The 13,899-nt window shown below is 55.4% G+C and carries 14 protein-coding genes and 3 pseudogenes; 8 read left to right on the top strand and 9 right to left on the bottom strand.

Going from position 1 to position 13,899, the window contains the following annotated elements; translation table 11 throughout:
• Nucleotides 1-247: 247 nt before the first annotated feature.
• Nucleotides 248-1,225 carry an asparaginase gene (locus QFZ34_RS07155; protein WP_307278732.1) on the top strand — a complete coding sequence of 326 codons (978 nt, stop codon included), beginning with the start codon at nt 248-250 and terminating at the stop codon, nt 1,223-1,225.
• Nucleotides 1,226-1,472: 247 nt separating this feature from the next.
• Nucleotides 1,473-1,811 (top strand): hypothetical protein, encoded by a 339-nt coding sequence (locus tag QFZ34_RS07150; RefSeq protein ID WP_307278728.1) that lies wholly within the window; start codon nt 1,473-1,475, stop codon nt 1,809-1,811.
• A gap of 29 nt (nt 1,812-1,840) precedes the next feature.
• Here QFZ34_RS07150 and QFZ34_RS07145 read toward each other — a convergent pair whose 3' ends face one another.
• The 4 genes from QFZ34_RS07145 to QFZ34_RS07130 form a co-directional block, all read right to left on the bottom strand.
• On the bottom strand, nt 1,841-2,878 hold the full coding sequence (locus QFZ34_RS07145; RefSeq protein WP_307278726.1) for an SMP-30/gluconolactonase/LRE family protein: 1,038 nt from the start codon (nt 2,876-2,878) through the stop codon (nt 1,841-1,843).
• A 37-nt stretch (nt 2,879-2,915) separates the two neighbouring features.
• Nucleotides 2,916-4,298, bottom strand: a complete 1,383-nt coding sequence (locus QFZ34_RS07140) for a tripartite tricarboxylate transporter permease (protein WP_307278722.1) — start codon at nt 4,296-4,298, stop codon at nt 2,916-2,918.
• A 1-nt stretch (nt 4,299) separates the two neighbouring features.
• Entirely contained in the window at nt 4,300-4,758 is a 459-nt protein-coding gene (locus QFZ34_RS07135; protein ID WP_307278719.1) for a hypothetical protein, read from the bottom strand.
• Between the two features lie 62 nt (nt 4,759-4,820).
• Entirely contained in the window at nt 4,821-6,110 is a 1,290-nt protein-coding gene (locus QFZ34_RS07130; RefSeq protein ID WP_370878719.1) for a hydroxymethylglutaryl-CoA reductase, degradative, read from the bottom strand.
• A 134-nt stretch (nt 6,111-6,244) separates the two neighbouring features.
• On the opposite strand from QFZ34_RS07130, the gene QFZ34_RS07125 reads away from it, so the two are divergent.
• Both QFZ34_RS07125 and QFZ34_RS07120 read left to right on the top strand, forming a co-directional pair.
• Nucleotides 6,245-7,642 (top strand): aminotransferase-like domain-containing protein, encoded by a 1,398-nt coding sequence (locus QFZ34_RS07125; protein ID WP_307278715.1) that lies wholly within the window; start codon nt 6,245-6,247, stop codon nt 7,640-7,642.
• Nucleotides 7,635-8,543: a hydroxymethylglutaryl-CoA lyase gene (locus QFZ34_RS07120; RefSeq protein ID WP_307278712.1), complete on the top strand. Its 909-nt coding sequence runs from the start codon at nt 7,635-7,637 to the stop codon at nt 8,541-8,543. The genes QFZ34_RS07125 and QFZ34_RS07120 overlap by 8 nt, the downstream gene beginning before the upstream one ends.
• 147 nt (nt 8,544-8,690) lie before the next feature.
• Here QFZ34_RS07120 and QFZ34_RS07115 read toward each other — a convergent pair whose 3' ends face one another.
• Nucleotides 8,691-8,849, bottom strand: a complete 159-nt coding sequence (locus QFZ34_RS07115) for a hypothetical protein (RefSeq protein ID WP_307278709.1) — start codon at nt 8,847-8,849, stop codon at nt 8,691-8,693.
• 133 nt (nt 8,850-8,982) lie between these two features.
• Nucleotides 8,983-9,402 (bottom strand): nuclear transport factor 2 family protein, encoded by a 420-nt coding sequence (locus QFZ34_RS07110; protein WP_307278706.1) that lies wholly within the window; start codon nt 9,400-9,402, stop codon nt 8,983-8,985.
• Between the two features lie 128 nt (nt 9,403-9,530).
• On the opposite strand from QFZ34_RS07110, the gene QFZ34_RS07105 reads away from it, so the two are divergent.
• Both QFZ34_RS07105 and QFZ34_RS23415 read left to right on the top strand, forming a co-directional pair.
• Nucleotides 9,531-10,160, top strand: a complete 630-nt coding sequence (locus QFZ34_RS07105; RefSeq protein WP_307278703.1) for a TetR/AcrR family transcriptional regulator — start codon at nt 9,531-9,533, stop codon at nt 10,158-10,160.
• 198 nt (nt 10,161-10,358) lie between these two features.
• Nucleotides 10,359-10,887: pseudogene (locus QFZ34_RS23415) on the top strand (IS21 family transposase); the annotation flags it as partial.
• Between the two features lie 118 nt (nt 10,888-11,005).
• On the opposite strand, the gene QFZ34_RS07095 reads toward QFZ34_RS23415, so the two are convergent.
• Complete coding sequence (locus tag QFZ34_RS07095; protein ID WP_307278700.1) at nt 11,006-11,917, bottom strand: NmrA/HSCARG family protein; 912 nt, start codon at nt 11,915-11,917, stop codon at nt 11,006-11,008.
• 126 nt (nt 11,918-12,043) lie between these two features.
• Here QFZ34_RS07095 and QFZ34_RS07090 point away from each other — a divergent pair, with 126 nt between their 5' ends.
• Nucleotides 12,044-12,457: a winged helix-turn-helix transcriptional regulator gene (locus QFZ34_RS07090; RefSeq protein WP_307278698.1), complete on the top strand. Its 414-nt coding sequence runs from the start codon at nt 12,044-12,046 to the stop codon at nt 12,455-12,457.
• Nucleotides 12,458-12,560: 103 nt separating this feature from the next.
• On the opposite strand, the pseudogene tnpB reads toward QFZ34_RS07090, so the two are convergent.
• Both tnpB and QFZ34_RS07080 read right to left on the bottom strand, forming a co-directional pair.
• Nucleotides 12,561-12,758: pseudogene (gene tnpB, locus QFZ34_RS07085) on the bottom strand (IS66 family insertion sequence element accessory protein TnpB); the annotation flags it as partial.
• A 74-nt stretch (nt 12,759-12,832) separates the two neighbouring features.
• Complete coding sequence (locus QFZ34_RS07080) at nt 12,833-13,183, bottom strand: transposase (protein ID WP_307278695.1); 351 nt, start codon at nt 13,181-13,183, stop codon at nt 12,833-12,835.
• A 42-nt stretch (nt 13,184-13,225) separates the two neighbouring features.
• On the opposite strand from QFZ34_RS07080, the pseudogene QFZ34_RS07075 reads away from it, so the two are divergent.
• Nucleotides 13,226-13,596, top strand: a pseudogene (locus QFZ34_RS07075) (IS21 family transposase); the annotation flags it as partial.
• Nucleotides 13,597-13,899: the final 303 nt, after the last annotated feature.

Genomic DNA, 13,899 nt, shown 5'->3' with positions numbered 1-13,899 from the left:
CGTAATTGAGCTCGGTCCCGACACGCTACCCAAGTTCATTTGCGCCGAAGTTGGAGGCTTCAAATCTGTGCAGATTGAATTGCCTCTTCCACGCGTCGCAAGGTCGAAGCAACCGGCTTGCCGCAGCCTATAGACTGAGCTATCCCGTTCACCGCGCACAAGCAATCCTACCTCTACTATCTTTTCAAATCTTTGTCGGGCACTGATCAACCAGACAAAGACCGCATTCTGCCAGATTGGAACACTCATGCTCTCGAAGGTCGCATTCATTGGAACCGGCGGAACGATCGCCTCATTGGGCAAAGATCAATTCGATCTCCTGGATTACAACGCCGGGAACAAAAGGGTCGACGCGACTTCTTTGATTGAGCATATCGGCATTCAAGGCAAAATAGCCGAGATCATTCCGATCAACTTTCGGGAAATTGATAGTACAGCTTTGACCAATGAGGATTGGGCCGAACTCGCAGAAGTCTGCTCTGGACTAATGGACGACCCTGAACTGGCGGGGATTGTGATCGGACATGGCACCGCAAGTCTCGAAGAAACAGCCTGGGTTCTTTCCTTAGTGCTTGAAGCGAAGAAACCAGTGATACTGACGGGGTCCATGCGGCCGTTGAGTGGTATCTCGACAGATGCTCACGCCAATCTCGCCGCGGCAGTTCGCGTTGCGTCGACCCCTGGCCTTTCTGGAGTTCTGGTCGTTGTGAATGATGAGATTCACTCGCCGAGGTCAGTGACCAAGACACATACATTGAGACTTGGAGCTTTTCAGTCTCCTTGGACGGGACCGATCGGATACGTAGATGGGCCGCTTGTGAGGATGTCTCGGGCCGATAAAGCACCGCAACCTGTATTTTCCTATGAGCTACTTCGGGAGCTCCCGCGTGTCGATATCACTTACAGTCACATCGGCGCAGATGGAACTGCTGCTCGCGCATTTGCCGCGGCCGGTGCGCGGGGTATTGTTTCCGCGGGCTTCGGCCCGGGCATGGGAACGCCGACTGAAACGGCTATCCTGCAGGATCTGATACGAGCCGGACTGACGGTTGTCCAGTCATCAAGAACGGGCTCTGGCTCGGTGGTAGATAGCGCCCAGCACAAACGGCTGGAGATCATAGCGGGCGGTGATATCGGACCTCACAAGGCAAGAATCCTACTCGCGCTGTGCCTCGCGCGAGGCGATAACCGGGATGACATTGAACGGTTGTTCCTTTCGCTTTAGCCTTGGTTTTCGGATCAGGTGAAGGCAGCAACGCGGTGGAGCAGTTGTAGCTAGACCTCTGATTTTCTCCCTTAATGATGTAACTTAACAAAAAACCCGGTTGCGAAGATGCAGCCGGGCCATAACGCGCAGGCTCAGAGGCAACCGCGCCATCTGCTGGCTGACCCAATATGAAGGATGGATACATGCTGTCCAATAATGATGGCCCTGGCGCTCGAAGGCTGCTGGTTGAAAAGCATAATTCCTGATGGAGAGTCGGACTAGACCTACGAGAAGGTCGAGATCGTCCGGTTCATTGGTAGTTGCCCCGCAATGGTGCCGTACGCCGGATACTAACCGTGAGCGCATCGAGAAACTCGCGAGCGCATTGGCAGAACAGCAGGGCTGGCAATTGCAGATCGTCAAGCGGCCTCAGCGTGCCTTCAAGATCACTGGCTTGACCTGGAGATCGTGGAACGCAGCTTCGCTTGGCTCGGGGTGCAATCGTCGACTCAGCAAGGATTATGAATATCGGGTCCAGACATCCGAGACGATGATCGACATCGTAGCCATCCGGCCCATGCTCAACCGCCTTGCGAAACGTTAATTCCCCAAACACCCTCTAAGAGGCTGAGGTTATGGCGCTCCATTGTTCTGCACGGCTGCCTCTGCGAGTGCACGCGCCGCAAATATTGTAGAACCTTGACCCTTGTCCCAGTCGTTCGTAAAGATCAGCAGTTCGTCTGTGCCGGGTCGGATCACCATAGATGTAGAACGCAAATTATGGCCTTGATCCCGGTCAGGAAGTAAGTACTGCCCGACGGGAAAACCTTGGGGGTTAAACACCATAATGCGCCCCTGACCATACATGGCAACATAGACATTTCCGTCAGCGTCGATACGAAGCGAATCCGGACCGCCACCAACGAAATTGTAGACAACCGATGAACCGAACGGAGCTATGGTCGTTGCGTCCAATAATGAGATGCGGTGAAGCAAGCCGCCTGCAAGCTCGCTCACCCAGAGGGTTTTTCCATCTGGGCTAAGGGCGACCCCGTTTGCGATCCTGAGATCAGGAACAACCAGGACAGGCTTTCCCCCATTTGGTCCAATGTAGTAAACGCCGCCCGTGGCTATACTTGAACCGCCTTTGAAATCGGTAAAGTAAAAGCCTCCATTCCGATCAAACACAAGGTCATCGGGCAAAAAACCATCATCTCGAGATAACACTGTTTGAACGTCAGTTCCATCTGCGGCCATGTTAATGACCGAGCCTCTCGAAGCAAAATCCCCGAGCTCGGCCATGTAGATGCGGCCATCGGGATGAACGGCAAGCCCTGCCGGGCGCAGTTCCGGATCAGGTACAAAGCTTGAGAGTTTTTTTTCTGCCGTCAGGCGAAAGACGGTTCCGCCGAAAACCTCGCAAAACACCAGATCGCCTTTCGCATCGAAGGTTGGACATTCCAGTTGCAGGCCTTTGTCGGAAACTTTGAAATACTTCGTCGCCTCGACCGATGGCAGATCTGCCTCTGCCATCGGCAGGGGAACGGCGCTTTTCAAAGACTGAGGTATTTCTAGGGAAGGAAGCACTTTATCGTCTTCCGTTCCGTAAGAAAGGCCACTCGTGAAAACCAGCCCCGAAGTCAAGATCAGGGTAGACACTAGCCGGTGCATTTTTCCCTCCCAGTTCAACATTCAGATTGCGATTTGGTCAGCCAATGAGCTTCATGATCGCGGGCACACTAAGGATTGCAGCGTAGTAACCCATGAACTGCACACCGGTATTCATGCCAAGCACCCGGTAGAGCAGGCCACCCAGAAGTCCCACAGTCATGATGACCAAAAGTGCGAGCAAGCCACCTTCCCAAAGACCAATCACGAGGATGAGGCCAAGGAAAGTGGCTATGATAGCTTCGTGGCTAATATATTTGGCCACAAACGCCGCTGCGCTGCGTGCGTGGTTCATCGCGAACGGATAGGCGATGGCAGCGGCGATCACTACGGAGATCATGCCCCAGATCAGGAACTCAGAAACCGACATCATCGTGTGGAGGTTGTTGACCACTCCGGTTGCTGTGTCGACAGTGAAGCGCGGCGGTGCATTGAACAATGGCGCAGCCGGACCCGCAGCGACCGGGCTAAGTGGCAGGCCGAACGCTATGAGCGGAATCAAGGCTTCAGCAATATAGGTGGATTCTGTAACGCCGTTTCGCACCGCCAGTACGGAAGTCAGCCGGTGATAAGCCTGCTTGATGCGCGCTCCAACAATCTCACCGGCAATAACGGTAACGGCCACGGGGCTGAACACGAATGTAGCACTGGTGATCGCAGCGGCGGCTGCCGTTGTGGTCACCTGGCTCCTGTCAAGCACCCGGAATGGGTTTGGAAAATATCCACCCCAACTCTTTACATCGGGCGCAAGCGTCGTCTGGCGCAGCTCGTTGCGGTTCATTCGTTTTTGCTCAAGCGGTGATATCGCCGAAAACAGTTCCGCAACAAGTGGACCGACTGCAATCCCAAGGAAATAACTGACACCAAGCTTGACGTCATGCGCAGCTGTGAAACCTTGCAACGCGATAATCAGCAGCGTGAAGGGGATCAATGCAACGACTGAGGCCCAGCGGCCTGCAGAGAAATAGGCAATGATGATTGCGGCACCGATGAACAACCATGGAGCAGACGCAGTAATGTAAGTTCCGAAGGGTGCCAGAATAACAGCGAACAGCACTGCGAGCGGCACCGCTATGAAGGCAGATATGACAGAGCCGGCCAGCATTTTTCGTAGCGCCACATGTGGTGCGCCGAGATTACGCAGCGCAGTGGCCTGCTGGAGCAGTGGCAGTGCCATTGTATCCCCCGGAATTCCGAGCAATGCCGTTGGTACCGCATGCGTCATATGCTTGGATATAGCCGCACACATCCAGAAGGTGAATACCCCAGCTGGCGGCGCTCCCAAAAGGACGACCAGGAGCGTCACCGGAGCGATCGTTGTAGTCTCGTCGGTGCCCGAAATCAGGCCGATGGCCGAAAAGAGAACTGCACCCAACAGGCCGAGAGAAAGAGCGATAATTATTTCGTAAAGCAACCCGTCCATATTACTCTCCCTTCCTTCCAGCGCCGAGACGATCTTCATAATTTTTGAAGAGGTCGTAGAGTCCGACTTCGCGCATTTCCTGTGCGACGACGGGCGGAAGGTCTTCTACCCGGCCAATGGGGCCACCCTCCAGCTCGAGTTGTTCCAGAATCTCGGTTTGCCAGGCGGTTCCTGTCTGAGCCTGCTCGACCACTGTTCGTTTAGGTGCAAACAAGCGAGCGCAAATCGCTCCACTGGCGACGGAGCCCAAAATTCCACCCAGCATGGCCAGTGCCTTGCCGACAGCCGGGGTGGACGCCAACGGCGCAATTGTCTGAAGAGCAAGAAAATATACGGCCACGCTTACCAAGGCGCCGATGAGCATCGCTTTTGCGAGCTGGGGACGCGAGACAACGTCTCCCCAGATTTCGGCGAGCTGGCCATGCGCGCCCACGCCACGCGCTGCGTTTGAATCCGTCATGTCGTCCTCCCATTACATTCAGAAACCGGAAAATCTCCTCGTTGACCGGTCCCAAATTTTGTTTATTTACGCATTTCCGCCAATATCTCCTCGGCGCGGGCAGATCGTACATCGTGATCGTTGGCGAGCCTTCTGGCGACCTCATCGATCTCTTCGCCCGAAGCACCGGCGCCGATCGCAATGTTACGCGCATGAAGCGCCATGTGGCCGCGCTGGATGCCCTCTGTTGCAAGTGCCCGAAGGGCAGCCATATTCTGAGCGAGTCCGACAGCGACGGTAACTTCCGCAAGTTCGACCGCCGTTTCGACATTCAATATTTGGAGAGCAGCCTGTGCTGCAGGGTGCGTTTTGGTCGCACCACCAACAAGACCAAGCGCCATCGGCATTTCGATGGTTCCGACAAGGGTCCCCTTGTTGCTGATCTCCCAAGTCGAAAGAGATGTGTAGCGTCCTGAGCGCGCGGCGTAGGCGTGAGCGCCCGCTTCGATTGCCCGCCAATCGTTCCCCGTGGCCACCACCACCGGATCGACACCGTTCATAATCCCTTTGTTATGTGTGGCAGCACGGTATGGATCGATCGCTGCGAACTCATAGGCATCGACAATGCCTTCCATCATTCGGCGTCCCGAGAATTCCTTCGTGGCGAGGGCTTCTTCAGTTACTTCGATCCGGGCCCTTGCCAATCGCAGATCCGCGAGGTTGGAGAGAATTCGCAACCGGACTTCACCGCCGGTTATCCGCTCGACAATTGGTGATACCGCCTCTGCCATCGTGTTTACAGTGTTGGCACCCATTGCGTCTCGCACATCAACCAGAAGATGAAGGACGACCATCGGCCCCCGGGACGTCGAAGGAAAAACGTGAACTTCGATATCGCGGCATCCGCCGCCGAACTTCACCAGAACTGGGTCCTTGGAGTTGGCGGCTGATATTATCTCGTCATGCGCTGCCAGGATGGCCAGTCTTGCACCGTAAGGATCGGACGTTCCAAGCACCTGCACTTGTGCACGCATGATCGGTGCTGTCGACGATGTATGAAAACCGCCGCAGCCTCGCACAATGCGAGCCATATAGGAGGCGGCGGCAACCACCGACGGTTCCTCTACCGCCATAGGCACCAGATAGTCCTGGCCATTGATCAGAAAGTTTGTGGCTACACCGAGCGGAAGCTGGAAGGTGCCAATGACATTCTCGATCATACCATTGGCGCGCCCGACAGGAAGGGCGTCAGGGGCCGCAAGGACCGATCTGGTTTTCTCGTCCAGCTGCGCGGCTAGCGCGACCTGTTCCAAGCGCTCGGCAGGAGACAGATTGCGCATATTCTCGATACGCGACGAGGCGGTCCTTTTAATCAATGGCTCACTCCCAAACCAAACATTTCTAAGCTTGCGTCCATCGCAAAGTGTCCTAGAATATAACCGCTATGCAAGGGACAGTTGTCCGGTTTGTTGTGGACACTGTCCCAACGTTCGAGTGGGACGATTTTATGAAAGTGATTGACAACATCGTCGCTCAGATCAGTGGGCAGATCGCGTCCGGCCTGTACCGGCCCGGGCAAAGACTCCCCTCGGTCAGAGGAGGGGCTGGTCAGTTCGCCGTCTCAAAAAATACGATGGCGGAGGCTTATGACCGACTGGTCGCACGCGGGCTTCTCATCGCGCGGCAGGGTTCAGGTTACTACGTTTCTGAAAACCGTCCGGCGCCAGTGCAGCAGGTAAAACCAGATGTCATGGAAGCCACGAGCATCATGTCCTTACTCCGCGAGCAGCTTGATCAGAACTATCTGACACGGCCGGGTGACGGTCGCCCACCAGCAAGCTGGACCGAAGACGCGGACATGCGCCGCATCTTGCGTACGAGCCGCAGCGCAACCGCAGAGGTCGATTTCGGATATGGGAGTTCCTGGGGCCTGAGCGGATTGCGAGAATGGCTCCGTGTTTCGCTCGCAGAACGCTCGATCACCACCGAGCCAGACGGAGTGATGTTGACGAGCGGCGTCAATCACGGCCTGGACCTGATCATTCGCCATTTTCTGGAGCCCGGCGATACGGTATTCGTCGACAGCCCGGGCTACTATCCCCTTTTTGCCAAGCTTCGACTGGCGAAGGCAAACGTCGTTCCTATTCGCCGGTTGCAGGATGGTCCTGATCTCGACGAGCTACGCCGCAAGCTCATTCTTCATCGTCCGAAGCTGTTTTTCACACAGAGCCAAGCGCACAACCCGACCGGAGGCACCTTGTCTCCCGCCCATGCGTTTACGCTTCTGCAGATGGCTGAGGTTCATGATTTTCGTTTGGTCGAAGATGACATTTTCGCCGATCTGATTGCTCCAAGCCTGCCGCGGCTCGCAGCTTTCGGCCAACAGCAACGCGTTCTCTATGTCGGGTCGTTCTCCAAAACGCTCTCTGCGAGCCTTCGGTGCGGCTACATTGCCGGGGCAACCGACACGATCCGAAGTCTCGTCGATTTGAAGATGATCACGATGGTTGCCACGTCGCTTCATGTTGAGCGCGTTGTTCTGGAGATGATCGAAAGCGGGCAGTATCTCAAGAACCTGAGGCGCCTGCGTGGTTGGATTGAAGACGGCACCAAGGCGACCGGGCAAGCGCTTTCGGATGTGGGGCTCGACGTAAAACTTCCCAAAGTGCAGGGTTTTTATATTTGGGTCCCGCTTCCGCCCAATCTGGATGAAGCCGCGTTCTGCCGCCGGGCAGCTCAAAATAATATTTTCATCGCGCCTGGAAGTGTTTTTTACGTTGATCGGGAAGCCTCTGTCCAACCGGCGATGAGAGTAAATGTAGCCTACGGCGCCGACCCTCGCTTTTGCGCCTTTCTGCGCAAGGAAATAAGAGACAGCAATATAAGTGGAGGACCCAATGGATGATATTCGGCTCGTTGAGGTCGGACCGCGTGACGGCTTGCAAAATGAAACTTATCCGCTCAGCGTCGCTAACCGCATACAGATGATCGAAGGTTTGATCGACGCTGGCCTTCGAACCATCGAAGCGGGAAGCTTTGTCTCGCCGAAATGGGTTCCCCAGATGGCGGGATCCGCAGACGTTTTGAGATCAATCGGGCGGCGCGAGGGTATTAGCTTTCCCATGCTTGTACCTAATTTGAAAGGTTTCGAAGCCGCCCGTGAGGCTGGCGCGGAGGAGATCGCGATCTTTGCTTCGGCATCGGAGAGCTTTTCGCAGAGAAACATCAATTGCTCCATTGATGAGAGCTTTGAGCGCTTTCGGCCGGTTCTGGAGGGAGCTCGCGACATCGGTATGCGGGTGAGAGGCTATGTGTCCTGCGTTCTAGGCTGCCCCTATGAAGGAAACGTCCCGCTCTCGTCGGTCGTCGATGTCGCCCGCCGTCTGCACAATATGGGATGTTACGAAATCTCACTCGGCGATACGATTGGCATTGGTACGCCGAGAGTTGCTGCAGCCATGGTAAGGGCTGTGGCCACAGTTGTGCCGATGACTGCGATCGCACTTCACGTGCATAATACCTATGGTCAGGCGTTGGCCAACATTCTTGCCTGTCTGGAAGAGGGGGTGACGGTGTTCGATGCTTCAGTGGGCGGGCTTGGAGGCTGTCCATATGCGAAGGGAGCAACCGGAAACGTTGCGACGGAGGAGGTAGTGTTCATGCTCGAAGGCATGGGCGTCCGCACCGGTGTCGATTTGCCGAAGCTCTGCAACGTAGCTGTCCGGACCGCTACGCAGCTCGGCCGGGATCCTGCTTCTCCGATCTCGAAGATTCTGGCTGATCCGACGAAGGCAGCGGTGTCCTAAGGCTCCACGATGAGCGATTACACGCCTATGGCTCCTGCCAAGCCTCTAAGAGGATGTTTGGAAATCACGTTTTGCAAGGCGGTTCATCGTCTCGGATGTCAGGACCCGATATTCATAATCCTTGCTGAGCAGACGATTGCGTCCGAGTCAAGCGAAGCCGCGTTCCACGATCCAGGTCAAGCCAGTGATCTTGAAGGCACGCTGAGACGGCTTGACGATCTGCAATTGCCAGCCCTGCTGTTCTGCCAAGGCGCTCGCGAGTTTCTTGCTCTCGTGGCCTGCATCGGCGATCACCGTTGTGATCATCGGGAAGATCGCTGTCGGAAGCAGGCCATGCTCTCGTGATATTGTAGACCACGAAATGCAGGAGGAACTCGCCCCCTGCACCTTTGATGAGAGACCTATACGAGCTGGCGTGGAACCACGCTAGTCGTCCAGATCAGGCATCCACCCGATCTAAAATCTCGTAATAGGCATTCAGGTCGAGCCACTCTATGCCGGACACGACCTTTCCGCCCTCCATCGACATGATATACATGTAGCCGTTGGCGTAAGGCTTGCCGTCTTTTGCAGTTGTGGCGCTGTCGATCTGCGCAAACACCCTCTCCCCGTCTGCCCAGACGCCGCGTGTAGTTATCCTCAGCGGTTCGGCGAAGCGCGAGAAAAGCGCCTCCTCAGCATTGGTAAAAAGATCTTCCATTCCGTGATAAGTGCGTGCGACGGGGCCATGACCAGCGATGGTCCACTCGGCATTCGGTGCAAATATCGCTTCAAAGAATTTTGTGAAATCATCCGCCGAAGCCGCCAATGCGTCTTTGACGGTCGTTAGGTTCGTTTTCTCCTGCTCAGAATATGGCATAATTTTCTCCTTGGGTTTACAGGAACATTGGAAGTCCAAGCCGCATCCGACTTTCCATACCGCTCGTTCCAATATTTGGATAGAACGATCGTTCCATATTGTCAATACCGTGGAGGTAGTCGAGCATAATGACTTTGAAGAACGCTTCAACCGAGCATGGACGTCCCAATGGGCCGGGCCGACCCAGACAGTTCGATCAGGACGCTGCCCTTGCGGCAGCTATGGAAATATTTTGGAAGCACGGATACGCAGGCGCGAGCATTGGCACGCTTATTGCGGCGATGGGCATCAGTCGAGCGACCCTCTACGCTTCCTTCGGAGATAAAGAACAGCTGTTTAAACAGGTGATGGAGCTCTACGAGCGAGAAAAAGCAGCATATATGCTAGATGCGCTCGAACAGCCTACCAGCCGGCGTGTAGCCGAATATCTCCTGCGGGGGACAATTGATCTCCAGACCAATACGGCGACTCCGAAAGGAAGCATGGGAATTGTCCACTCGATCAGCTACGCGCCCGGCGATGAGAGCATTCGTGAGTACGTGACCGAGAGGAGCCGGTATTGGCGTGCCAAGCTCCTCCAGCGGTTTGAACAGGCTGGTCGGGAAGGCGATTTTCCCGAAACTATCAATCCCCATGGTTTGGCTCTTCTGCTGAAGGCGGCGACCGACGGCCTGCTTGTCGCCGCGAGCAGCGGCGCAAACGAGCAGGAACTGAGTGAGATTGCGTCGACCTTTCTTGCCATTTGGCCCGGCCGCTGACAACGGACTTTCGATATGCGAGGCTCGCATGTCGAGCTGCGTGTGTGTTTGGACGATCCGATAAGTTTTCACGCAGAACTGAGCCGGTCAGGGCATAATTTTCTATTGAGAATTGAGCCATGTGATCTTTTCCCCAGGGCGGTTTTCGATCGGGGTAGCGGAGTGATCCACAAGGGACTTTTTAACATCATCCGTCGGATGGCATAGCGCGAGAAGCGTGGATCCGCGACATTGGCCGCAGAACTGGACTTTCACGCAATACGATCGCGAAGTATTTGAACGCGGGTACGCTCGGGCCGACGTTCATCCATGTCAATCTGGGAGTAGGCGCGGACCATGGGCAAGTCCTTGCATGTGATAAGTCATTGTTATCTATTAAAAGTCGCACTTCATCCTTGAACCCACCGAACGACCGAGCAAGCTTGATCCCTTTGCCGACAAATTGGCGGGCTGGTCGAAGACAGAGGCAAGTCCCGCAAACAGCGCAGGACAATGAAGCAGCTTCATGAGGATCTGGTGGCTCTCGGTTTCGCAGTCTCGCATGGCCGGGTTGCAGCTTTTGCACGAGATGGCGATCTGATAGGCAACGTGAGCAGCAACTACTGGTCGTGGCATTTTCGTTCTGCTGTCTTTCCACCCCGACGAAGCATTCCAATTCGATTGGAGTGAGGACTATGCCGTCATAGCCAGCGAGCGCGTAAAGCTTCAGGTAGCGCATATCAAGCTGTGTAAGCGGTGTCAGAGTGGCACATTGACTTGGAGGCATCGGCGGTATGTGGCTCGGCTGCTTCGCGGACGAAGCGGTCACTCCCGGGAGGTAAGCGTGCCTCCCGGCATTTTAGGCATTACCGTAACACTATACCAGTCTGAGGCGTATTAAGTGCTTTCTCGAATAGGACCTTTCCTGGGCCGGAAAGCCACTGATCCAATTTCAGCATCGGTCCAAACTCACGCTCTAGTGCCGGGATGTCTGCGACCCCGGCTACGACGCCATTATCGACAAGCATGGTAAGCCGTCGCAGAAAATCATTCCCGGCCAGTAACTCTTCGGAAAACCGCTTATAACGAATAGGACGGCCTGCCGCCCGTGAGAACGCCTCTTCCAAAGATTCCCCCGTGACATCCTGCCCCGAAAGATCCAGCGCCTGACCGGCATAGCGTTCAGGTTGGCAAAGTATCTGTGCATTGATGCGCCCGAGATCATCAAGCGCGATCATCTGCATCGACTGATGCCTCTTCATGAAAAATGTGAAAACGCCGGTATTCAACCCCATTCCGGGGAGCATCATCATTTCCATAAAACTGGCCGGACGAGTGATTGTTGCAGCAATCGTCAAGCTGCGAATGTGTTCTTCGATCCGAGACTTGCTGTCGAAATGACCCATTCCGGTATGGCCTTTTCCTGCTGCCCCACCGGAGGAATATACAACATGAGCGACCCCGGCAGCCACAGCGCTGTCGGCAATAGCCTTGCCTTGCGCAACTTCCTGATCATCCGTGACAAGTCCAGAAGGCGAACTGGTCTGCACGCTGAAAACTCCGCGTATCCCGGTCATCGCACGATCAACCGATGCTCGATCAAACAAATCGCCGACCGCGAGTGTTATTCCCTCGGTGGCAAGCGCCTTGGCCCTTTCGCTCTGCGGATCGCGAACGAAGGCACGAACCTCCCGGCCCGCTTCACGCAGCGATCTTGCTACAACACCGCCTTGTTGACCAGTGGCCCCGAAGACAAGAAATTCTGGGGAGTTTGACATGATGGTTCTCCATAATAACTCTTTGCAGTTACCATGTGGAACTATTATAAAAGCCGCGCAAGACGGCACATTTTTGGTCCTCAGTCACACAAAGAGAACCAATGGAAAACGTCGGAGAAGGTTCACATGTCGCGAGAGATCAATGGTCGGCCTGTCATCGAAACGTCCCATGGGCCTGTACTGACGCCCTGTGCTCCGGGGAGTGTGCTGTCGCGGCTCGGCGACAAGTGGACGATTCTCGTGATCTCGCTGCTTTCGCTCTCCCCCGACGCGCCAATGCGGTTCGGAGCGCTCCGGCGGGGTATTCCCAACATCTCGCAGAGAATGCTAACGCTGACCCTTCGCAATCTTGAAAGAGATGGCCTTGTGGCACGGCACTATTACACGGAACTGCCGCCGCGCGTGGAATACGAGCTAACGGACCGAGGGAGGTCGATGCTGAAACCGTTGGCCGGGTTTACCGATTGGATTCGGGACACATGGCAGGACATCGAAGCATCCAGAACCAAGTTTGACGCGGGGGAGCAGAGCGGCAATTGAATCGGCTACGGTGCCTTTAGCGATTTATCGCCTGGAGGAACAATTCCACGGGATTAGCTGCTCGATCCGGCTCTGCTTATGATCGTTTGCGATGGCAGTGAGCTAGGACAACACCAGAGCCATCCCAGTAGATCAGCTTCAGCCAATCTGCCCTGCGAGACCGGAACACGAAGACCGTTCCGGTGAACGGGTCCTTGTGCAGTTCGTTCTTCACCAGCGCCGTCAATCCGTCATGACCCTTGCGAAAGTCTACGGGTTTGGTCGCCACCATGATCCGCATGCGATTCGACGGAAAGATCATGCTGTGTCCGCCAACGCACGCGCGAATGAAGCGATCCTGGCGGCCGACGCGCCTTCCTCAAGAGGGATCGTGACCTAACCCACAACGATCTCCGCGCGCGAGATTGCTTTGGCAGTGGGCGACTCCGGCGCGGGCGTCTCGGTAACAATGATCGCGGATTCAACTGTGTCTGCCGCCTCAGGTAAAACCAGCTTTCCCTGCCGCGCCAGTGTTCGCCATGACAACAGATAGTTAGCCTTCAGACCGTACCACCCCGCCACTTCATTCACTTGTACACCAGGACGCAAACTCTCCGAAACAATCCGCGCCTTGACCTCATCCGGCCATTGGCGAGAACCAGCACGCCGGCTCCGCCTTGTCGTGAAACCTCCAATGTAGTGTCCATGGAGAAACTCCTTCTCGCTCGTCCATGGAAAGTCGATCACAGATCAGGCGACAGCGGGCAACGTGGCGGAAGAACACCGGTTACCAAGCTATCGCACAGCCGTGCGTTTCTCTTGGGGCCAATCTGTTGCAAACCATGAGATGTTGTTTGACTTCCACTGGCACGGCCTGTGTCTTCGGCGGCGTATTTGAACGGGGAACCTATGACAGTATGCGCACCCCCAGTCGATCGTGTTGGCCGCGGCAAGGAGCGACAGGTCAATCCGCTTCCTCGCTATGACGAAACACTACGTCTTTACGACTGAGTTTTGCAACCCAGCAGCAGACTGGGAGAAGGGTCAGGTCGAGAAGAACGTCCAGGATGCCCCGACCCCGCTTGTGGCAACTGATGCCGGACTTTCAAGATTTGGAGGCGTTGAATGTCTGGCTGGAACAGCATTGCCAGGACCTGTGGCGGTGCCCGCCATCCATGCGGGACCCCGCACTGGTTACGCCAACACCGGCTCTATTGATCATGAATTGGCTTACCATGGCTTGGCCAAGTCCTTTCCACCTCTCCTTTGACCGGACCGATCCAACCGAGCTGATCAGAAGGCCTATGTCCTTAGCCACCGGGAAAATGCGCAAACTGCCGCCGTTCGGGAGCAAAAAATTCCCTCATGCTTGCACACTCATTTGGGGTGTTGCTATGGAGAATGACGATGGAAGCAGCACCTCACCCCCCACCGCTGAGTAAAGCAACGTCAACGGACTTGGA

It is taken from the genome of Phyllobacterium ifriqiyense (genome assembly GCF_030817885.1).
GTDB lineage: Bacteria > Pseudomonadota > Alphaproteobacteria > Rhizobiales > Rhizobiaceae > Phyllobacterium > Phyllobacterium ifriqiyense.
The sequence above is the reverse complement of the archived record's forward strand: the minus strand, read 5'-3'. Positions and strand labels throughout refer to the sequence as shown.